Source organism: Amorphus coralli DSM 19760 (genome assembly GCF_000374525.1).
In the GTDB taxonomy this organism is placed as follows: Bacteria; Pseudomonadota; Alphaproteobacteria; order Rhizobiales; family Amorphaceae; genus Amorphus; species Amorphus coralli.
Window position 1 is genome coordinate 308,148 of the sequence record NZ_KB894570.1, and the last position, 19,700, is coordinate 327,847.

18 protein-coding genes are annotated in these 19,700 nt (G+C 64.5%); 7 read left to right on the forward strand and 11 right to left on the reverse strand.

Annotated elements, in window-relative coordinates:
- Nucleotides 1-40 precede the first annotated feature (40 nt).
- From radA to rpsF, 7 genes are all read right to left on the reverse strand, one after another.
- Complete coding sequence (gene radA, locus C507_RS0101425; RefSeq protein ID WP_018697864.1) at nt 41-1,474, reverse strand: DNA repair protein RadA; 1,434 nt, start codon at nt 1,472-1,474, stop codon at nt 41-43.
- Entirely contained in the window at nt 1,474-2,622 is a 1,149-nt protein-coding gene (gene alr / locus C507_RS0101430) for an alanine racemase (RefSeq protein ID WP_018697865.1), read from the reverse strand. Before alr ends, radA begins: the two co-directional genes overlap by 1 nt.
- 128 nt (nt 2,623-2,750) lie before the next feature.
- A complete protein-coding gene (locus C507_RS0101435) occupies nt 2,751-4,238 on the reverse strand; it encodes a replicative DNA helicase (protein WP_018697866.1) in 1,488 nt (495 codons plus the stop codon).
- Nucleotides 4,239-4,518: 280 nt separating this feature from the next.
- On the reverse strand, nt 4,519-5,772 hold the full coding sequence (locus C507_RS0101440; RefSeq protein ID WP_018697867.1) for a cyclopropane fatty acid synthase: 1,254 nt from the start codon (nt 5,770-5,772) through the stop codon (nt 4,519-4,521).
- A 121-nt stretch (nt 5,773-5,893) separates the two neighbouring features.
- Nucleotides 5,894-6,502, reverse strand: coding sequence for a 50S ribosomal protein L9 (gene rplI / locus C507_RS0101445; RefSeq protein WP_018697868.1), 609 nt, complete (start codon nt 6,500-6,502; stop codon nt 5,894-5,896).
- 263 nt (nt 6,503-6,765) lie between these two features.
- Nucleotides 6,766-7,014: a 30S ribosomal protein S18 gene (gene rpsR / locus C507_RS0101450; protein WP_018697869.1), complete on the reverse strand. Its 249-nt coding sequence runs from the start codon at nt 7,012-7,014 to the stop codon at nt 6,766-6,768.
- On the reverse strand, nt 7,011-7,454 hold the full coding sequence (gene rpsF, locus C507_RS0101455) for a 30S ribosomal protein S6 (protein ID WP_018697870.1): 444 nt from the start codon (nt 7,452-7,454) through the stop codon (nt 7,011-7,013). Before rpsF ends, rpsR begins: the two co-directional genes overlap by 4 nt.
- A gap of 357 nt (nt 7,455-7,811) precedes the next feature.
- Here rpsF and fabD point away from each other — a divergent pair, with 357 nt between their 5' ends.
- The 7 genes from fabD (at nt 7,812) to gmk (ending at nt 14,334) form a co-directional block, all read left to right on the forward strand.
- Entirely contained in the window at nt 7,812-8,762 is a 951-nt protein-coding gene (gene fabD / locus C507_RS0101460) for an ACP S-malonyltransferase (RefSeq protein WP_018697871.1), read from the forward strand.
- 10 nt (nt 8,763-8,772) lie between these two features.
- Nucleotides 8,773-9,510: a 3-oxoacyl-[acyl-carrier-protein] reductase gene (fabG, locus tag C507_RS0101465; RefSeq protein ID WP_018697872.1), complete on the forward strand. Its 738-nt coding sequence runs from the start codon at nt 8,773-8,775 to the stop codon at nt 9,508-9,510.
- A 265-nt stretch (nt 9,511-9,775) separates the two neighbouring features.
- The gene (locus tag C507_RS0101470; RefSeq protein ID WP_018697873.1) at nt 9,776-10,012 is read left to right on the forward strand and encodes an acyl carrier protein; all 237 of its coding nucleotides are present in this window, start codon (nt 9,776-9,778) and stop codon (nt 10,010-10,012) included.
- Between the two features lie 96 nt (nt 10,013-10,108).
- The gene (gene fabF / locus C507_RS0101475; protein ID WP_026318746.1) at nt 10,109-11,374 is read left to right on the forward strand and encodes a beta-ketoacyl-ACP synthase II; all 1,266 of its coding nucleotides are present in this window, start codon (nt 10,109-10,111) and stop codon (nt 11,372-11,374) included.
- A 225-nt stretch (nt 11,375-11,599) separates the two neighbouring features.
- Nucleotides 11,600-12,760 (forward strand): endolytic transglycosylase MltG, encoded by a 1,161-nt coding sequence (mltG, locus tag C507_RS0101480; protein WP_018697875.1) that lies wholly within the window; start codon nt 11,600-11,602, stop codon nt 12,758-12,760.
- A 34-nt stretch (nt 12,761-12,794) separates the two neighbouring features.
- Nucleotides 12,795-13,682 carry a YicC/YloC family endoribonuclease gene (locus C507_RS0101485; RefSeq protein ID WP_018697876.1) on the forward strand — a complete coding sequence of 296 codons (888 nt, stop codon included), beginning with the start codon at nt 12,795-12,797 and terminating at the stop codon, nt 13,680-13,682.
- A gap of 46 nt (nt 13,683-13,728) precedes the next feature.
- Complete coding sequence (gene gmk / locus C507_RS0101490) at nt 13,729-14,334, forward strand: guanylate kinase (RefSeq protein ID WP_018697877.1); 606 nt, start codon at nt 13,729-13,731, stop codon at nt 14,332-14,334.
- 29 nt (nt 14,335-14,363) lie between these two features.
- Here gmk and rsmA read toward each other — a convergent pair whose 3' ends face one another.
- The 4 genes from rsmA to C507_RS0101510 form a co-directional block, all read right to left on the reverse strand.
- Complete coding sequence (gene rsmA / locus C507_RS0101495; RefSeq protein ID WP_026318748.1) at nt 14,364-15,209, reverse strand: 16S rRNA (adenine(1518)-N(6)/adenine(1519)-N(6))-dimethyltransferase RsmA; 846 nt, start codon at nt 15,207-15,209, stop codon at nt 14,364-14,366.
- Complete coding sequence (pdxA, locus tag C507_RS0101500) at nt 15,202-16,245, reverse strand: 4-hydroxythreonine-4-phosphate dehydrogenase PdxA (protein WP_018697879.1); 1,044 nt, start codon at nt 16,243-16,245, stop codon at nt 15,202-15,204. The genes rsmA and pdxA overlap by 8 nt, the downstream gene beginning before the upstream one ends.
- A 2-nt stretch (nt 16,246-16,247) precedes the next feature.
- Complete coding sequence (locus C507_RS0101505; protein ID WP_018697880.1) at nt 16,248-17,165, reverse strand: SurA N-terminal domain-containing protein; 918 nt, start codon at nt 17,163-17,165, stop codon at nt 16,248-16,250.
- A 214-nt stretch (nt 17,166-17,379) separates the two neighbouring features.
- On the reverse strand, nt 17,380-19,695 hold the full coding sequence (locus tag C507_RS0101510; protein ID WP_018697881.1) for an LPS-assembly protein LptD: 2,316 nt from the start codon (nt 19,693-19,695) through the stop codon (nt 17,380-17,382).
- Between the last annotated feature and the right edge of the window lie 5 nt (nt 19,696-19,700).

Sequence of the window (19,700 nt, forward strand, 5' to 3'; positions counted from 1 at the left end):
TCACGCCACCGCGCCGCACAGGGCGCGTTTCAAGCTCATATCAGGGCCGTGCGGCCGAACGGGCATCGGACGCATCGCTCCCGCCGCGGAGCCCGTCGGGTTCCCCGTCTTCAAACAGACGTCCGATGAGATCGTTGAGGCCACCGATCGCAACTGTCCGCAAACCCTTGGGTGAGTCCGTCGCCACCGATTCAGGAACCACTGCCTGCCCAAACCCGAGCTTTTCCGCTTCCTTGAGCCGGCCCGCCGCGTGTGCAACCGAACGGACACGACCGGACAGACTGACTTCGCCGAAATAGACGCAATCACTTGGCAGGGCAAGTCCGCCCAGCGAGGAGATCAGCGCGGCGGCCACGGCAAGGTCGGCCGCAGGCTCAGTGATGCGCAGTCCACCGGCCACCGCAAGATAGACGTCGTTGCCGCCGAGCCGCACGCCGCAGCGGGCTTCCAGAACCGCAATCACCATCGCCAGCCGGTTGGAATCCCAGCCGACCACGGCCCGTCGCGGCGTTCCAAGCGAACTCGGGGCGACCAGCGCCTGGATTTCCACCAAGAGCGGCCGCGTGCCCTCCATGCCGGCAAAGACCGCGGCGCCCGGGCTGGCGGTGTCGCGCTCGCCCAGGAAAAGCTGTGACGGGTTATCCACCTCGCGGAGCCCGGAGCCGGTCATCTCGAACACGCCGATCTCGTCGGTGGGGCCGAATCGGTTCTTGGTGGCGCGCAGCAGCCGGAAGGAGTGGCTCCCGTCGCCCTCGAAGGTCACGACGGCGTCGACCATGTGCTCGACCACCCGCGGACCGGCCAACTGACCATCCTTGGTGACGTGACCCACCAGCACGACGGTGGCGCCTGAGGTCTTTGCGTACCGGATGAGTGCCTGGGCGCTAGCACGGACCTGGGAGACGGTGCCGGGCGCCGACTCCGCGATCGAGGTGTACAGGGTCTGGATGGAATCGATGATGACCAGCGACGGGCGGGGACCCGACGACAGGGTCGCCAGAATGTCCTCTACGCTGGTCTCAGAGGCGAGCGCCACGGGCGCACCGCTCACCCCCAGCCGCTCGGCGCGGAGCCGGACCTGGGCGACGGCCTCCTCGCCGGAGATGTAGACGACATGGCCCCCGTCCGAGGAGAGGCGGGCCGCCGCCTGCAGGAGGAGCGTCGACTTGCCGATGCCGGGATCACCACCGACCAGAAGGACGGAGCCGGGCACGAAGCCGCCTCCGGTCACGCGGTCGAGCTCTCCGATGCCTGTTTCCAGCCGCGGTGGCTCGTCGTTGGTGCCGGCGAGGCTCTCAAGGCGCACCGGCCGGCCACGGACGGATGACGTCTTGCCGGTCCCCGCCAGGATCGGGTCGGGGACGGTTTCCTCGGAAATGGAGTTCCACGCGCCGCAGGCTTCGCACTTGCCGGCCCAACGGTTCGTGACCGATCCGCATTCCTGGCAGACATAGCGAGGCTGTCGTTTGGCCATCAGCGCAGGTCCAGCCCGACGTAGCGCCTTGCGTAACGGCGCGACAGGTCCGTCAGCAGCTCGTAGCCGATCGTGCCAGCAGCGCCCGCGACTTCATCGATGGCGATGTGCGACCCGAACAGCTCGATCCAGCTGCCGCGTTCGACAACCTGCTCCGGGACGGAGGTGACGTCGAGGGCGATCAGGTCCATCGAGACACGGCCGACATAAGGCAGCCGGTGCCCGGCGATCCAGCCTGCCGCGCCAGCGGAGAGCTCGCTTTCTCCGGCGCCGCGCAACAGCCCGTCCGCGTAGCCGACGGACACGATGGCGACTCGACCCGGCTTGTCCAGGCAGCCGACGGCGCCGTAGCCGACGCTCTCCTCCGGCGTCACGTCTCGCACCTGCAGCACCCGCGCTTCCAGCGTAACCACCGGTGCCATCGGGTTGTTGCCGTCGTTCTGCGCCCGCCCGCCATAGAGCGCGATGCCGGGGCGCAGGAGATCGAAGTGATAATCGGGTCCGGACAGGACCCCGGCGGAGTTCGCGAGCGAGGCCGGCAGGTCGGGGAAGAGTGCGCGGGCCTCTGCGAACGCCTCAAGCTGACGACGGTTGAGCGGATGGCCCGGCGCGTCGGCGCAGGCAAGATGGCTGATGAGCAGCTGCGGAGCCACGCCGGGCTCCATCTCGACACCGGCGAAGGATTCAGCTTCCGCCAGCGTCAGCCCGAGCCGGTTCATCCCGGTATCCACGTGAAGCGCGGCGGGGAGTTCCCGCTCGACCGAGCGGGCAAACCGGCCCCAGTCCTCGATTTCGCCGGGCGAGCCAAGCACGGGGATCAGCTTGGCTTCGCGGTAATCCGCCTCGGCGCCCCGGAAAAGACCGTTGAGCACGTAGATCGTGGCTCCCGGCAGCACCTCGCGCAGCCGCATGCCTTCCTCCGGCAGGGCGACGAAGAAGGTGCCGCAGCCGGCGTTCCACAACGTGTTGGCAGCGTGATCCAGGCCGATGCCGTAGCCGTCGCCTTTCACCACGGCGGCGCATTGAGCCGGCTGGCCGAGGTCGCGCAGCTTGCGCCAGTTGCCGGCAAGCGCGGCCAGGTCGACGGTGAGGCGGCCCCCGGCATGCTGTTCGCGCGGGTAGGCGGGAGAGAAGGGGCTTCGGAACAAGGGACGTCCTGTTCTGGTCTGGTTTGGAGCCGGTGCGATGTGCACGATTTCGCAGAGTACTCCAAGTCTAGTGGCCTGACGGGGCCAGCGCACCGGTTGCCGACGGCGTACGTCGCTGCCTGGCGATCCTAGTCGAGCCGGCTGGGAAGGTGATCGTCGGGTGCCAGGCTGGAGAAGCGGGTGACCTCGGCGTCGAACTGCAGGTTGACGGTGCCGGTCGGGCCATGTCGCTGCTTACCGACGATGACCTCGGCGCGCGCGGTGACCTGCTCCATCTGGGCCTGCCACTCGAAGAACTCCTCGGTGCCTTCCTTCGGCATCCGGCTCTTCAGATAATACTCTTCGCGGTAGACGAACATTACCACGTCGGCGTCCTGTTCGATCGAGCCTGATTCGCGCAGGTCCGCAAGTTGCGGCCGTTTGTCGTCGCGGTTCTCCACCTGGCGTGAGAGCTGGGAGAGGGCGAGGACCGGGACATTCAGCTCCTTGGCCAGCGCCTTGAGGCCGGTGGTGATTTCGGTGATCTCCTGAACGCGGCTATCGGAGGCGCGCTTGCCCGAGCCCTGCAGCAACTGCAGATAGTCGATGACCAGCACATCGAGGCCGCGCTGGCGCTTCAGCCGGCGAGCCCGGGCGGACAGCTGGCCGATCGTCAGGCCGCCGGACTGGTCGATGTAAAGCGGCAACGCCCGCATTTCCTGCGCCGTGGCGGCAAGCTGGTTGAACTGGTCGACATCGATGTCGCCCCGACGGATCTTCGATGAGGACACGCCCGATTGCTCCGCCAGAATGCGGGTGGCGAGCTGTTCCGAGGACATTTCCAGCGAGAAGAAGCCGACAATGCCGCCGTCGACCGTTTTCGGCGAACCGTCGGGCAGGGTCTCGGCCTTGTAGGCCTTGGCGATGTTGAACGCGATGTTCGTGGCGAGCGACGTCTTGCCCATGGCCGGGCGGCCGGCAAGGATGATCAGGTCGGACGACTGGAGGCCACCGACCTGGCGGTCGAGATCGACAAGGCCGGTGGAAATTCCAGACAGTTGCCCCGATCGTTCGAACGCTGCCGCGGCCATGTCGACGGCAAGCGTGACGGCGTCCCCGAACGAGCCGAAGCCACCCTCGAAACGCCCGCTTTCTGCCAGCGAGAAGAGCTTGCGCTCCACATCCTCAATCTGGTGGCGCGGCGTGGCGTCGATCGGCGAATCGTAAGCGACATTGACCATGTCTTCGCCGACGGTGATCAGGGCGCGCCTCAGCGCAAGATCCGTCAGGGTGCGGCCGTAGTCCTCGGCGTTGATGATCGTTGTCGCGTCAGCAGCCAGCCGCAACAGATATTGCGTCACCGGCGTGTCGCCAAACTTGGCATTGGCCGGGAAGAAGGTCTTCACGGTGATCGGCGAGGCAACCTTGCCGGCGCGGATCAGGTGCGCGGTCTTCTCGTAAATCTGGCGGTGCTGCTCGACGAAGAAGTGCGTCGGCTCGAGAAAGTCGGTGACGCGGTAGAATGTTTCGTTGTTGACCAGGATCGCACCGAGGAGCTGGCGCTCGATCTCGATGTTGTGCGGTGCGGTGCGGGTTTCCGCGGGAGTGTCGGTCAGGGACAGGGCCGAGGTGGCCATCATTTGCCTCCGTCGCCGTTGCGCCCGGCTGTGGTGCCGAGGGTGCCCGGCGTGCTGAAGGAGCTTCGCCGGGCCGCGCGGCCAATCTTCGGATCAAGGTCAACGAATGCGCCGCCTGCACAAGATCGGCAGCATGGAGGGTTGCCGGGGCAGCGCATGAAGACCAATAGCGGCCAGGGCCGCCAAAGGGGAGACCAAGCCTACCCGATTCGGAACTTGTGCCCGTTATCCCCGGCCGTCGACCGGTGCCGGATGCCAGGGCTTGACGGGACGCGGGGTATTACTCCCCCGCTTCCCTGTACGCGGCCTGCGGGCTGTCGAGGTCGCGCAACCGCTGCTCTTCCGCGATCATGTAGTCGCGGGTGAGCGGAAGTGCGCGCTGGTCGCGGGTCATCTGGATCTGGAAGTTCATCATGTCCTGGTAGCGGAATGCCGTTTCCGAGCCTGCGAGATAGAACTCCCACATCCGGCAGAAGCGCTCGTCGTAAAGCGTCTTGGCTTCGTCACGCCGCGCCATGAATTGCTCGCGCCAGGCCCGCAGCGTCTCGGCGTAGTGAAGCCGCAGGATCTCGATGTCGGTGACCTTCAGGCCGGTGCGTTCGATCACCGGCAGTACCTCCGACAAGGCGGGGATGTAGCCGCCCGGGAAGATGTACTTGGATATCCACGAATTGGTGTCGCCCGCTCCGTCGAAACGGCCAATGGAATGCAGGAGCATTACACCGTTATCAGACAGCAACGACAGGCACTTGCGGAAGAAGTCTGGGAAATAGCCCACGCCGACGTGCTCGAACATGCCCACCGAGACGATCCGATCGAAGGGGCCATCCAGTTTCCGGTAGTCGATCAGGTGGAATTTGGCCCGGTCGGAGAGACCGGCTTCCGCGGCTCGGGCGTTGGACCGTTCGTACTGTTCGGTGGAGAGGGTGACGCCGGTGACCTCGGCACCGAGGTGCCGCGCGATGTAAAGCCCCATCCCGCCCCATCCCGATCCGATGTCGAGCACCTTCATGCCGGGCTCGATCTGGAGCTTGGCAGCAATATGCCGCTTCTTGGCCAGCTGCGCCTCTTCCAGGCTGGAGTCCGGCCTCTCGTAATAGGCGCAGGAATACTGCCAGTCGGAATCGAGGAAGAGGCGGTAGAGCTCGCCACTCAGATCGTAGTGATGGGCAACGTTGTTGCGCGAGCGGGTCGGCGTGTTGTTCTGGCGCAGCCGCCGCGTGAGGTAGCGATAGCTTTCCTCGGCCTTGATCCACCAGGCAGGACGATCGAGGCCCGTATTAGCCAGCACCACCTCGAGGAAATCGTAGATCGTGCCTTCCTCGACGGTCAGCGTGCCGTCCATGAAGGCTTCACCGACTTTCAGCCCTGGATTGAGGATGCAGGCGCGTTCGGTCTTCGCGTCTGCGAAACGAACGCGAACGGGTATCCCGGAGCCGTCACCGTACACATGGGAGGCTCCATCGGAATCGACCACGGTCAGGGACCCGATCATGACGATACGCGACAGGAAGGTATTGAGCAGCCGGTCCATTACACCTCGGGTCGCCAGACGGGAGGGTAAGGCCGGGCGACTCTCCGTTTTCGTGTCGCCTGTATCGTAAGCAAAGGAGCGCTTGGATCACAAGCGCTCCCTTGTCAGTTCGTAAGCGAGATCAACGCTCTTCTTCGGCGTCCGGGGCTTCGGCTTCGGCTTCGCCCTCGGAAGCTTCCTCCAACTCGGACTCGGTCTCGGCGTCCTCTTCGTCCTCGTCTTCCTCGAAGGCGAAGTCGTCGCGAGCCAGAACATCTTCGCCGCGCGCCTGGCGCTCGGCCTCGTCCTGAGAGCGTGCAATGTTCAGCGATACCGTGACCGCGACTTCCGGGTGCAGGCGAATGATGACGTCATGCACGCCGAGAGTCTTGATCGGCTGGTTGAGCTCGACCTGGTTCCTGCCGGCGGAGAAACCGCCTTCGGAAAGGATCTCGGCAATGTCGCGGGTGGAGACGGAGCCGTAGAGCTGACCGGTCTCGCCAGCCTGGCGAATGACGATGAACTTCTCGCCGTCGAGCTTGTTGCCGACCTGCTCGGCTTCCTGGCGGCGCTCCAGGTTGCGCGCCTCAAGCTGAGCCCGGTCGCGCTCGAAGCGCTGACGATTGGCCTCGTTGGCGCGCAGCGCCTTGCCCTGCGGCAGGAGGAAGTTTCGGGCGAAACCATCGCGCACGCGAACGGTGTCGCCCATCTGGCCGAGCTTGGGGATGCGCTCGAGAAGAATGACCTGCATGGATGTATTCCTTGTTTCCGGCTGTCCCGCACGGAAATCACGTCGGCAAAGGGAACCGTCCCGTTGCTGATTCGTGATCGAAGTGAATGCCCGGTGCCGAGCCTCCGACCGACCGATCGGTGTCGGGCCGGATCGCGTTCCGGGCGCGGTTAGAGACCGGTCCAGCCGGTCCCAGCGGTGCCCGCGGCAGCCGGACCAGTGGATCCGGATTCCGCCGCAGGCGAGCTCGTCGACCTGTATGCGCCGCGCAGGGCGCGCCAGCCTTACTTGATGACGTAGGGCAGCAGGCCGAGGAAGCGGGAGCGCTTGATGGCACGCGCAAGTTCACGCTGCTTCTTGGCAGAAACGGCGGTGATACGGGACGGAACGATCTTGCCGCGCTCGGAAACATAGCGCTGAAGAAGCTTCACGTCCTTGTAGTCGATCCGCGGTGCATTATCGCCCGAGAACGGGCAGGTCTTGCGGCGGCGGAAGAAAGGCCGACGGGTCGGCAGCTGGGCGATATCGATCATTGTGCACCTCCACGACGGTCGTCACGGCGGTCGCCGCGGTCTCCACGATCACCCCGGTCGCCGCGATCCCCGCGGTCGCCACGATCACCACGCTCACCGCGACGGCGGTCGTCGCGCTCGCGCTTCTGCTTCATCACGGACGGGCCATCCTCGTGTGCCTCCACGCGAACGGTCAGGTAGCGCAGCACGTCTTCCGAAAGACGCATCTGGCGTTCCATTTCCGCGATGGCGGCAGGCGGGGCGTCGATGTCCATCAGCGCATAGTGCGCCTTGCGGTTCTTCTTGACGCGATAGGCGAGGTTCTTAAGACCCCAGTTTTCGATGCGCCCGACGGAACCGTCGAGGCCTTCGATCACGGCCTTGTACTGCTCGATCAGCTGATCGACCTGTTGGCCGGAAATGTCCTGGCGAGCCAGGAACACATGCTCATAAAGCGGCATGGATGTGCCTTCCTCTGTTGACCTTCACATCCGGCGCGGAGCCTCGTCGAAGCCTTCGGGAAAGGCGTTCGAATACGCCTTCGCGAGCGGAGACACGGGAAAACGGTTTCCACTATAGAAACCTGCCGCTTACGGTGAACAACCGGGAGCGGCTTTCCGTTCAGCCTCCAGCCGAATGTGATGTAAGCCGGTCTATCTAGCTGTTTCGCGCGAAAATGCAACTGCTTTGAGGGGCGGCGAAGCATCGGCACTTGACACAGCGTTGCTGGCTCGTCTTTGTCCGGCCGCACACGAGACCAGAGATCTCGGATGACACGGCTGGGCTCGAAGCGGCCGATGAGGATTGCAGTTTATCAGATGACGATCGCTTTCACCTTTCCCGGACAGGGCAGCCAGGCCGTCGGCATGGGCCGCGATCTCGCGGACGCCTATCCGTCGGCACGCGCCGTTTTCGACGAGGTCGACGATGCCCTTGGCGAGAAGCTGTCGGCGACCATCTGGGACGGACCGATCGAGACCCTGACGCTGACGGCGAACGCCCAGCCCGCATTGATGGCGGTCAGTATCGCCGCGATTCGCGCCCTTGAGGCTGAAGGCGTTCAGGTCGCCGACGCGGCGTCTTTCGTGGCGGGCCATTCGCTGGGAGAGTATTCCGCGCTGGCCGCAGCCGGCAGCCTGTCGGTCGCCGACGCGGCTCGCCTCCTGCGCCGCCGCGGATTGGCCATGCAGGAGGCCGTGCCGGTGGGTGAGGGTGCCATGGCCGCATTGCTCGGCCTGGATCGCGAAGCCGCCGAGGGCGTTGCACGGGATGCGGCGGAAGGCGACGTGATTGCGGTAGCCAATGACAATGCGCCGGGCCAGGTGGTCGTCTCCGGCCGGAAGGCGGCAGTCGAGCGCGCCATCGAGCTTGCCAAGGAGCGCGGCGCCCGGCGGCCGATGCTGTTGCCGGTCTCCGCGCCTTTCCATTGCCCGTTGATGGCTCCGGCCGCTGCTGTAATGGCGGAGGCGCTCTCCGCGGTTGCGCTGAATGCTCCTGCCGCACCCCTGGTGGCCAACGTCAAGGCTGCCCCGTTGAGCGATCCCGAAGCGATCCGAGCCGCGCTGGTCGAGCAGGTGACCGGTTCCGTCCGGTGGCGGGAATCGGTCGAGTGGCTGGCTGCCAACGGTGTTGGCTGCGTTGCCGAGACCGGTGCCGGCAAGGTGCTGACCGGCCTCGCGAAACGGATCGACAAGTCGCTCGAGGGCGTTACGGTGAACGGCCCGGATGATGTCCGCGCTTTCGCCGAGCGTCTCGGCACGGCCAAATAGGACAACGCGAATGTTCGATCTTACCGGCAAGACCGCGCTCGTCACGGGCGCCAGCGGCGGCATCGGCGGCGCCATCGCCCGGGCGCTGCACGCCCAGGGCGCGACCGTCGCCCTGTCGGGCACGCGGCGCGAAGCACTCGATGCGCTGGCGTCGGATCTCGGCGAGCGCACCCATGTGCTGACGGCCGATCTGTCCGACCGCGACAGTGTCGAGCATCTGGTACCGGCACTCGAGGAAGCCGCCGGTCAGGTGGACATCCTCGTCAACAATGCCGGTATTACCCGCGACATGCTCGCGCTGCGGATGAAGGACGAGGACTGGGACGCCGTCATCGAGGTGAACCTTTCCACCGCTTTTCGTCTGTCGCGCGCCTGCCTGCGCACGATGATGCGCAAGCGCAGCGGTCGCATCATCAACATCACGTCGATCGTTGGGGTGACCGGGAACGCGGGGCAGGCGAACTACGCGGCTGCCAAGGCGGGCATGATCGGAATGACCAAGGCGCTGGCCAAGGAAGTGGCGAGCCGTGGCGTGACGGTGAATGCCGTCGCCCCGGGTTTTATCGAGAGCCCAATGACCGACGCCCTGAACGACAGCCAGAAGGCATCGATTCTCTCTGCTGTGCCGGCGGGCGCTCTCGGAACGGGCGCGGACATCGCAGCCGGCGTCGTGTATCTGGCCAGTGACGAAGCCTCTTACGTTACCGGCCAGACGCTCCATATCAACGGCGGCATGGTCATGGTCTGACGCTTCCGTCAAGGGGCCGCGAGGCCCGGAAATCCTGGACCGGACGGGCGGCGGCGCTTCTGGTCAAGCCTTTGAAAGTGTGTTACCTACCGCCGCGCCCTGAGGACTGGCCACGGCATGAGCGTGCCTCCGAGACGAGGACGCAGACGTCGAGGCCGATCGGTCCTGGATCATCCGCTGGGTCTTTCCTAAGAGAAGAAACGCGGTCATTGAGGCCGGGGCAGCCCGGCAGGATAGTTTCGCAAACACAATCGAGGAACCGAGAATGAGCGACATCGCGGAACGGGTGAAGAAGATCGTCGTAGAGCACCTCGGGGTGGAACCGGAGAAGGTCACCGAGAATGCCAGCTTCATCGACGACCTCGGGGCGGACAGCCTCGACACCGTCGAGCTTGTCATGGCCTTCGAGGAGGAGTTCGCCGTCGAGATCCCGGACGACGCAGCCGAGACGATTCTGACCGTGGGTGACGCGGTCAAGTTTCTCGAGAAGAACACCCAGTAACAGGGCGTCCGGAACGGTCGGTCCCGCCAAAAGCGGGGCCGGTAGCCGTTTCCCCTTATTTCAGGACGAACAGGAACAAAGGCGAGCAGCTGGTTGATGAGACGCGTTGTCGTAACAGGGCTGGGGACGGTTAACCCTCTGGGGTGTGGGATCGAAACAGCCTGGGCTAACGCGCTTGCAGGCAACAGCGGCGCCTCCAGGGTCGACCACTTCGAAGTGTCCGACCTGGCCTGTCAGATTGCCTGCCAGATTCCGCGTGGCGACGGGTCGAACGGGACGTTCAATCCCGACGACTGGATGGAGGTGAAGGAGCGTCGCAAGGTCGATGACTTCATCGTCTTCGCCATGGCCGCTGCCGAGCAGGCCCTCACCGATGCCGACTGGAAGCCGACCTCTTATGAGGATCAGACCCGCTCCGGCGTCCTCATCGGTTCGGGTATTGGCGGCCTGATGGGTATCGAGGACGGAGCGATGACGCTCCGTGATCGCGGCCCGCGCCGTCTTTCGCCGTTCTTCATTCCCGGACGGCTGATCAATCTTGCCTCAGGCTATGTCTCTATCCGCTACGGTCTCAAGGGACCGAACCACGCGGTCGTGACGGCCTGTTCGACCGGGGCGCACGCCATCGGCGACGCGGCGCGTCTGATCGCGCTCGACGATGCCGACGTCATGGTCGCCGGCGGGTCCGAATCGCCGATCGGGCGTCTCGCCCTTGCCGGTTTCGCCGCCTGCCGGGCGTTGTCCACGCATTTCAACGACGAGCCGGAGAAGGCCTCTCGACCGTACGACCGGGACCGTGACGGCTTCGTCATGGGTGAGGGCGCTGGTGTCGTCGTGCTGGAAGAGTACGAGCACGCGAAAGCCCGCGGCGCTCGGATCTATGGCGAAGTGATCGGTTATGGCCTTTCTGGCGACGCCTATCACATCACAGCGCCGTCGGAAGACGGCGACGGGGCCTATCGCTGCATGTCCGCGGCCATGAAGCGCGCGGGCATCACCGCCGCCGAGATCGACTATATCAACGCCCACGGCACCTCGACGCCCATGGGCGACGAGATCGAACTGGGAGCGGTCGAGCGTCTGATGGGCAATGCCGCCGGCAATCTCACCATGTCGTCGACCAAGTCGGCGACCGGCCATCTGCTCGGAGCGGCCGGCGCGGTCGAAGCGATCTTCTCTCTGCTTGCGATCCGCGACAACAAGATCCCGCCGACGATCAACCTCGACAATCCCTCCATCGAGACAGCGATCGATCTGGCGCCGAACGCCTCACGGGATCGCGAGGTCAATGTTGCGCTCTCGAATTCCTTCGGATTCGGCGGTACCAACGCCTCACTGGTATTCCGACGCGTCGACGCCTAGAGCCTTTCCCGTTCGGATCGAATCGATCCCTATGGGACCGGCTGGTTCGGATGCGCTGTGCTGGTCCCTTTTTTCCGGCCGGGCGGATTCGTGCGGTCTATTCGGGGTTAGGACGGCTTCGGTGAGGTCGCCGGGATATGGCCGCAATCGGCCGCCAAGGCTCAGACTGGAGCAGTGCTTAACGCTCTGTTCCAGACCGCGTGTTTCGCCGATCAGGGAACGAGAATGAGCAAGGACGCGTCAGACAAGCCCGGACCGGGCAAGCGCAACCGGCCGAGGCCAGTCGCCGCACGTCCCGCTCCGCGCAGTCCGCGCGAAGCGCTGCAGCCGGAGTTGGCTCCCGGGCCGCCGCCGAAGGTCCGCTCGCGTCAGGCCCGCCATCCGATCGTCATCGTCCTGAACTTCTTCCTTACGCTCGGCTTGCTCGCCTGTTTCATCGCTGGCGTCGGTCTTTATTGGAGCCGTCAGGAATATCTCTCGCCGGGGCCGAGCGGCTCGGATGCCAACTTTGTCGTCGACCAGGGCACCAACGTCGAGAATGTCGCGTCCCAGCTTGAGGATCGTGGACTGATCTCCAACCGCTGGATCTTTGTCGGCGCCGCGCAGATGCTGGACACGGCGACCAAGATCAAGGCTGGCGAGTACATGATCCCGGCCCATGCCAGCATGGATTCGATCATGGAGCGGTTGGTCGATGGCCGATCGATTCAGCACTCGATCACGATCCCGGAAGGGCTGACCAGCGCGCAGATCGTGGCCCGGATCAACGAGAATCCGATCCTCGTCGGCGACATCGATTATATTCCGGCGGAAGGGAGTCTGCTGCCGGAAACGTACAAGTTCACTCGTGGTGCCTCGCGCCAGGATGTCTTGGAACGCATGCAGCGCGCTCACCAGAAGGTGGTCGACGAAGCATGGGAGCGGCGCTCCGATGATCTGCCGATCGAGACCAAGGACGATCTCATCACGCTTGCCTCCATCGTCGAGAAGGAGACGGCGCGGGCGGACGAGCGCAACCGGGTCGCCGCCGTCTTCATCAACCGCCTCAATCGCGGTATGAAGCTCCAGTCGGATCCGACCATCCTCTACGGTCTTTATGGTGGGGAGGCCTGGGAAAAGTCGCGGACCATCTACCGGTCCGACATGCAGCGGCCGAACGCCTACAACACCTACCAGATCGAAGGGCTGCCGCCGGGTCCGATCGCCAACCCTGGCCGCGACTCCATCGAGGCCGTGGTGAATCCGTCGCGAACCGAGGACATCTACTTCGTTGCGGACGGTACGGGTGGTCACGCATTCGCCAAGACGCTTCAGGAGCACAATCGCAACGTAGCGAAGTGGCGCGAGATCGAGGCGAGCCGATCCAATTCCGGATCGTCGGAATGACAAGTTGGCTGGTGCGAGCGCGGGACGCGAACCGATGACGCTGTCTTCCATGACTGGCTTCGCGTCGACGCGGGGTGCAGGCGGGGGGATCACCTGGGTATGGGAGGCTCGCTCGGTCAATGCACGCGGCCTCGATCTCAGGGTTCGCCTGCCGCAAGGCTGGGAACGGCTCGACCCGACGGTGCGCGAACTGGCCGGCAAGCGGTTCAAACGCGGGACGATCTCCATATCGTTGGCCACATCGCAAACGGACACTCTTGCCCGCTACGCGCTCAACGAGCCACATCTGAATCAGCTCCTGGACCTGATTCGACCGCTTCAGGAGCGCGGCGACGTCGCGCCGCCAAGCGCCGACGGGCTGCTCGCCATCCGGGGCGTCCTGGAGCCAGTCGAGGATGATGTAAGCGCGGCCAGCGACGAGACGCTGGAAGCGTCGATCCGGAAGGGTCTGGAGACCATGCTGGGCGCCCTGGCCGAGAACCGGCAGGCCGAGGGTGCACGGTTGGGCGAGATCGTCGGTGAGCAGGTCGCCCGGATCGGTGCGCTTGCGCATTCCGCGCGTGCACATCCTTCGCGGACCTCTGATGCGATCCGAGAGCGGCTGAGCGCGCAGGTTTCCGCACTTCTCGACGCCTCAGCATCCTTCGATACGGTTCGCCTCCACCAGGAAGCCGCTCTTCTCGCCGCGAAGGCTGATATTGCCGAGGAACTTGACCGGCTCGACGGGCATGTCGAAGCAGCGACCGCGTTACTGACCGGCGGCGGCGCCGTCGGCCGGCGCCTGGATTTCCTCGCACAGGAATGTCACCGCGAGGCCAACACCCTGACCGCCAAGTCGGTGCATCGCGACGTCACGGCCATCGGCCTGGATCTGAAAGTGGTGGTCGACCAATTGCGCGAGCAGGTCGCAAACCTGGAGTAGCCTGACCGTGAGCGAACAATCCGCAGTTCCAACCCGCCGCGGTCTGATGCTTGTGCTGTCCTCGCCGTCCGGCGCGGGCAAGTCCACCATTTCCCGCCTCGTGCTTGAGACCGACGAGAATATCGGCTTGTCGATTTCGGCGACCACGCGGTCGAAACGGCCGAGCGAGGCGGACGGTGTCCACTATCATTTCGTCTCGCAGAAGCGTTTCGAGACCATGCGCGAGCATGACGAGTTGCTCGAATGGGCCGAAGTGCACGGCAACTTCTACGGCACGCCGCGCGAACCAGTCGACGTTGCCCTAGCGAAGGGACAGGATATCCTCTTCGACATCGACTGGCAGGGAACGCTCCAGCTGTACCAGACCTGCCGCGACGATGTTGTGTCGGTCTTCATTCTGCCCCCATCGGGACGCGAGCTGAAGGCACGGCTGGAGCGGAGGGCCGAAGACGACGCGGAAACGATCGCCCGGCGCCTCGTGAATGCCAAGACCGAGCTCGCCCACTGGAACGAGTACGACTACGTCATCGTCAACGATGATTTGGACCGGGCACTCGCAGGGGTTCGTTCCATTCTGGCGGCCGAGCGGCTCAAGCGCAGTCGGGCACCGGAGATGGGCGCCTTCGTGGAGGGCCTGATCGCGGATCTCTGACGAAATCGCTGATGGCCGCGCGCTGTCCGCTACGATCCGTCAGCCTCGACCGCCCGCGCCAACGTAACGAATTCTTCCACGGTGACCGTTTCCGCCCGCTGCGTCGGATCGAGGCCCGCGGCCTCGATCAGCGCGGACGTGTCGCCGCCCAACGTTCTGAGGCTCTGGCGCAGCATCTTCCTGCGCTGTCCGAATGCGGCCGCCGTGACGCGGCTCAGGATCCGGCCGTTGCAGGGCAGGGGCTCGGCACGTGGTGCCAGGTTAACCACCGACGACCATACCTTCGGTGGGGGCGTGAAGGCCTTCGGCGTCACGTCGAACATGATCCGTGCGTCGGCCCGCCAGCCCGTCAGAACCGCAAGGCGGCCATAGGCAGATGTGCCGGGTGCCGCGACAAGGCGCTCGGCGACCTCCCGCTGAAACATAAGGGTCAGCGACTGCCACCAAGGTGGCCACGGTTCGGTCTCTAGCCAACCGACGAGCAGGGCTGTGCCGACATTGTAAGGAAGGTTGGCGACGACCGCACCGGGCCGTCCCTCGAGATAGGATGCCAGGTCGACCTCGAGTGCATCGCCCTCGATGATGTCCAGCTGCCCGGGCCATGCCGCGGCGACCTCCTCGAGTGCAGCGATGCAGCGGCGGTCGCGCTCGACCGCAACGACCTTCGCCGCGCCTTCCATCAGCAGCGCCCGGGTCAGCCCCCCCGGCCCGGGACCGACCTCTATGACGGTCATCTGCGAGAGGTCGCCCGCCGTTCGTGCGATGCGGCGCGTCAGATTCAGATCGAGCAGGAAATTCTGTCCAAGCGATTTGCGAGCCGAGAGGCCGTGATCCCGGATGACGTCGCGCAATGGCGGAAGTGGATCGTCAGGCATGGCCGGTCTTGAAGCCGCTCCGCATCGCCATGCGCTCGGCCATTGCCAGTGCGGCCAGAAAACTCTCGGGCCGTGCGCGGCCCGTGCCGGCCAGGTCGAACGCCGTCCCATGGTCCGGTGAAGTCCGAATAAAGGGTAGACCGAGGGTGACATTGACGGTTTCGTCGAAGGCGATCGTCTTGACCGGGATCAGAGCCTGGTCGTGATACATGGCCAGCACTGCGTCATAGGTCTTGCGAGCGGCTTCCGAAAAAAGCGCGTCGGCCGGGTAGGGGCCGCTGGCATCGATCTTGCGTTCCTGCAATTCCCCCACGGCCGGGGCGACAATCAGTTCGTCCTCATGGCCGAGCGATCCGCCTTCGCCGGCATGCGGGTTCAGCCCTGTTACGGCGATCCGCGGCTTCTCGATGCCGAAGCGATCCGTCAGGTCGTGGGCCACGATCTGGCCAGCCGTCACGATCATGGTTGGGGTCAATTGTTCGGGGACGAGGCGCAACGGGATGTGGACCGTCACAGGGACGGTTCGCAGGTCGGGGCCGGCGAGCATCATGATGGGTGCCGCGCGAACTCCGAACAGGCTCTCGGCAAGCAAACCAAGATACTCGGTATGGCCGGGATGGTCGAAGCCGGCGGAGTAGAGCGTCCGCTTGTGGATCGGCGCGGTAACGACAGCCGCGGCATCACCTGAGCGGATCGCTTGCACGCAGGTGTCGATGGAGGCGATCACGGCAGGAGCGTCCTCGGCCGTAGCAGAGCCGGGTTCCCCCTTTACGGCATGGCCCGTCTCCACGACCGGGAGAGCATCGGGAAAGACCGTTGCGACATCTCCGACATTGCAGGTCTTCACCGCGACCGAAAGGCCCAGGCAATCGGCCCGGCGTATCAGGAAAGCCGCATCGCCTGCGACGAAGAAGGGCGGCAGGCCGCGCGCTGCACGCTCCGTCCATGCGCGCAGAATGAGGTCGGGACCGATTCCGGCCGGTTCCCCCAACGTCACGGCCAGGGGGCGCGCGGACCGGGCTAGGGAGTTGGCCATCGTCAGCGCCGTTCGATCACGGCATCCTTTCGGAGATTTCGCAGGTACTGCCGCGAGAAGATCTGGCCCTCCTCGCTGACGATTTCCGACTGGACCTCTTGGATGGCCGCCTCGGTGCTGCGCACCGTGTCCTTTTCGCAGACCGCGTACATCTCGATGCCCTCATCCGTCCGTGCGGGAGCGGAAAGATGGCCGACCTGGGTCTCTTCGATGCGCTTGCGCGCATCCTCCGGGATCTCACTTGCCAGCCGGCGGCCGGCAGACTTGACCACGACCCCATTCGCCTGCGCGGCAAGCTGAAGGCCGCTTTCGCAGGACGTGAACCGATTGCGGAGCTGGCGTGCGGTGCCTTCGGCCGTGGAGACCTGGGAGCGGGATCCGGACTTCGGGATGACGACCACGATCCTCTGGAGCAGATATTCGTCGGTGTCCTTGCTGACGTCGCTGCCCTTGCCACGCAACTGCGCGATCATGTCCTGCTCGGTGATGCTGCGTGACGAACGGAAGCGGGTGCTGACAACCTGGCCCCACGCAATCTGCACGCGAAGCCGGTCTTTCAGCGTCTGAGGATTGACGCCGTTCTGGCTCAGCGCCTTGGAAAAATTGCCGGGCGAGAGCTTCAACCGCTTGGCAATCTCGGCAAAGGCATTGTCGACCTGGGAGTCGGAAATCTTGACGTTGGCGCGCTTGGCTTCCTGGCTCTGGAGCGCTTCGTCGATGAGCTGCTCTACCGCCTGAGACCTGACGTTGCCCGGTGTTCCGGTCAGCTTGAGAAGCCGGGCGCGCTGGTCGATCGCATAGTTGGTGATTGCCTGATCGTTGACCACCACCTCGATGCGGGTCGCCGCAGCTGCCGGTTCGGTGAGAAGAAGGGCGATGCCGATAAGGGCCACCGCGCCTGCCAGGATGGTCCGAACCATACCGGTCGCTCTCGCCACGAAGATCCTCCAGGGGTGCCGTGTTCAAAATTGTTGCGTCACGTCCCGCAGGACACGAACGCAGCTCTGGCCCATCACCTAAGATCAAACTGGTGGAGGGTCCACCGCCATACTACGGGATGGAGTGCCTGTTGCGTACGGCAAAAGCGTGGCGCTCGGGGATGTCGCCCTCTGTGAAGCGGCTGAGGGCGCGAAATCAGTCGGTCAGATAGTCGCCGAGGCCGGTCGAAATGTCGCTGTCGCCGAGCGTACGCAGTCCGAGGCGAAGATAGACGGTGCGGTCAATGTCCGTCGTGTCGCTTCGGTCTTCGGCGAAGGTCACAGACACGGACATCGAATCGTCGTCATAGCCGAGGCCGAAGCCGTCTCGGACGATGCCGGAATCTTCGAGATCGTAGCGCACGCGGCCGAACAGGCGCCAGTTGCGCAAGAGCTGCAAGCTGGCTGCGCCCTGAACCTCGCGCCGGTCTTCGGTGATGCCGAGGTCTGGCTGCTCGCGCAGGAAAGCGTAAATCACCTGGGATGTAACCGGCCCGGTGACGCCGGTGGCCTGGGCCTCGAAGCGATTGGCCTGCAGGTCGTCGTTGTCGAACCGGCCCTGAGCGCTCATGCGCAGGCCCATGTTGGTGTCGAGATAGAGGCTCGCGATGTAATCCGACTCGCTCGTCTCGAGGCCGGAATATTCGGTTGCATCGAGAATGCCGGGGACCTCGTAGGAGTTCTCACCTGCAAGCTGGAAAGACTGACCGACAAGGCCGGAGACAAAGCCGCCAGCATAAGTAGAGATCGTGTACTTCATGCCGAGGTTGGCGCGCGTGCCGCCTTCAACGCGGTCGAAGCCGGAGAACTTGTCCGCATCGAAAAGTGTCGTGTCATCGAAGACGATGCTCTGCGCGTCTTCGTTGGGAAGCTCGCCGATGCTCGTCTCGTCCGGGCGGACAATCAGCTGTCCCATCGGCTCGAAGACCTGGGTGCCCCATTTGTGTGCGCTGAGCCAGGGATAGCGGTAGGTGATGCCGGCCGTTGGCATGGCCCGGCCGACAACGGTCTCGTCGGCGAGCGCGGTCACGTTGGGATCGGTGGAATCGAGGATGAAGAGGTCACCCTGTGCCGCGACGAAAGGCGTGTAGATCTGCCCCAGCGGATCGATAAGCTGGCGGCGCCATTCGGCCTTTGCCGATGTGCGTGTGAAGGTGCCGGCCACGCCGCGAAAACGCGCATCGCCAGCTGACGTGAAGATCGCATCCGTTTCCTCGCGCGTCAGCGAGGTCAGGTTCATGTCGTAGCTCAGCTCACCGCCCAGGATCGGCTGGTCCATCAGGCCCTTGTAATCGAGAACCGGGTGGACGTAGGGCTGCTTTTCCTGCTGGTCGATTCCGGATCCGGTGAACGGCGAGCCCGCCGGTGGCTGGGTCGTGCCCGAATAGACGAAATCTTCGCTGAGGATCTGGAAGGCGTAGCCGCGCACTTCGAAGAACTTGTTCGCCCCGATGCCTGTCAGGAACAGGGTCGATGTGCTGGTGGATTGCCACAGGTCAGCATAGTCGCTGGCAAACTTCACGTCGCTGAACAGCGCTGCATCCCAGCCCCAGTTCCAGCGGGGATTGATGCGGAAGGCGCCGTGGGTCGTGATCACGCCGCGCCAGTCCGTGTCGCCAGCCTCTCCGGAGAAGGCGCTCGGATCGAGCTGGCGGATGCCCGCGCCGCGGATGGTCATTTCGCCTGACCGGAACGTCTTGCGCAACTCGACGTCCATCAGCAGGCCCTGCTGGGACAGCGGCGTTGCGACGAAGGTCACGTCATAGGATTCCCCGGCCGCCCAATAGTAGGGAATAGACGCGCCAAAGCCGAGATTGTCGGAATAGAAGGCGCTCGGCCGCAGGAAGCCCGACTTGCGCTTAACCGTCGGATCCGGGTGGCTGAAATAGGGGAAGTAGGCCACCGGAACGCCCCAGAACTCCAGGCGTGGATCGTTGTAGCTGATCGTCTGCTCGGTCTTGTTGTGGACGATCTTCCGCGCCTTGATCTGCCAGGTCGGCGGCCTCTCCGGCCGTGCCAGGCACGAATAGCAGGCGGTGTAGACGCCCTTGTGCATGGTGGTGACGTCGCCGTTCTCGCGCTCGGCACGTTCGGCTGCGATCCGGGTGCGGTTCACCGCGTCGATGCGCAGGGCATCGATGAAGCCGTCGCGAAAGTCATCGGTCAGCGAAATGGTCTCGGCGACGATGATGTTCTCGTCGGGCTCAGTGAGCTTGGCTCCGCCTTCTGCCGTGAAGCGGCCAGTCTTGCGGTCCAGGCGCACCGTGTTCGCGAAGAGGGTATAGCCGTCATAATAGATCTCGACATTGCCCACCGCCGAAATGACGTCGGTGTCCTGATCGTAGATCAACTCGTCCGCCTGCAGCACCAGCTGCGCGTCGTCGGCCGGACGCACGCCGAAGAGATCGCCATCGGTGTCGGCGACCTGCGCGGAAGAGGGGACTGGAAGCAGGAAAACGGCAACGCTCAACATCACGC

Excerpts from the sequence above, each read along its gene's own strand:
- fabG (WP_018697872.1), top strand. The coding sequence starts at position 8,773 with ATGTTCGATCTTACCGGCAAGACCGCGCTCGTCACGGGCGCCAGCGGC.
- rplI (WP_018697868.1), bottom strand. The coding sequence starts at position 6,502 with ATGCAGGTCATTCTTCTCGAGCGCATCCCCAAGCTCGGCCAGATGGGC.
- C507_RS0101485 (WP_018697876.1), top strand. The coding sequence starts at position 12,795 with ATGACGCTGTCTTCCATGACTGGCTTCGCGTCGACGCGGGGTGCAGGC.
- rpsF (WP_018697870.1), bottom strand. The coding sequence starts at position 7,454 with ATGCCGCTTTATGAGCATGTGTTCCTGGCTCGCCAGGACATTTCCGGC.
- C507_RS0101440 (WP_018697867.1), bottom strand. The coding sequence starts at position 5,772 with ATGGACCGGCTGCTCAATACCTTCCTGTCGCGTATCGTCATGATCGGG.
- mltG (WP_018697875.1), top strand. The coding sequence starts at position 11,600 with ATGAGCAAGGACGCGTCAGACAAGCCCGGACCGGGCAAGCGCAACCGG.
- pdxA (WP_018697879.1), bottom strand. The coding sequence starts at position 16,245 with ATGGCCAACTCCCTAGCCCGGTCCGCGCGCCCCCTGGCCGTGACGTTG.
- fabD (WP_018697871.1), top strand. The coding sequence starts at position 7,812 with ATGACGATCGCTTTCACCTTTCCCGGACAGGGCAGCCAGGCCGTCGGC.
- radA (WP_018697864.1), bottom strand. The coding sequence starts at position 1,474 with ATGGCCAAACGACAGCCTCGCTATGTCTGCCAGGAATGCGGATCGGTC.
- C507_RS0101435 (WP_018697866.1), bottom strand. The coding sequence starts at position 4,238 with ATGGCCACCTCGGCCCTGTCCCTGACCGACACTCCCGCGGAAACCCGC.
- fabF (WP_026318746.1), top strand. The coding sequence starts at position 10,109 with ATGAGACGCGTTGTCGTAACAGGGCTGGGGACGGTTAACCCTCTGGGG.
- rpsR (WP_018697869.1), bottom strand. The coding sequence starts at position 7,014 with ATGATCGATATCGCCCAGCTGCCGACCCGTCGGCCTTTCTTCCGCCGC.
- gmk (WP_018697877.1), top strand. The coding sequence starts at position 13,729 with ATGCTTGTGCTGTCCTCGCCGTCCGGCGCGGGCAAGTCCACCATTTCC.
- rsmA (WP_026318748.1), bottom strand. The coding sequence starts at position 15,209 with ATGCCTGACGATCCACTTCCGCCATTGCGCGACGTCATCCGGGATCAC.
- C507_RS0101510 (WP_018697881.1), bottom strand. The coding sequence starts at position 19,695 with ATGTTGAGCGTTGCCGTTTTCCTGCTTCCAGTCCCCTCTTCCGCGCAG.
- C507_RS0101470 (WP_018697873.1), top strand. The coding sequence starts at position 9,776 with ATGAGCGACATCGCGGAACGGGTGAAGAAGATCGTCGTAGAGCACCTC.
- C507_RS0101505 (WP_018697880.1), bottom strand. The coding sequence starts at position 17,165 with ATGGTTCGGACCATCCTGGCAGGCGCGGTGGCCCTTATCGGCATCGCC.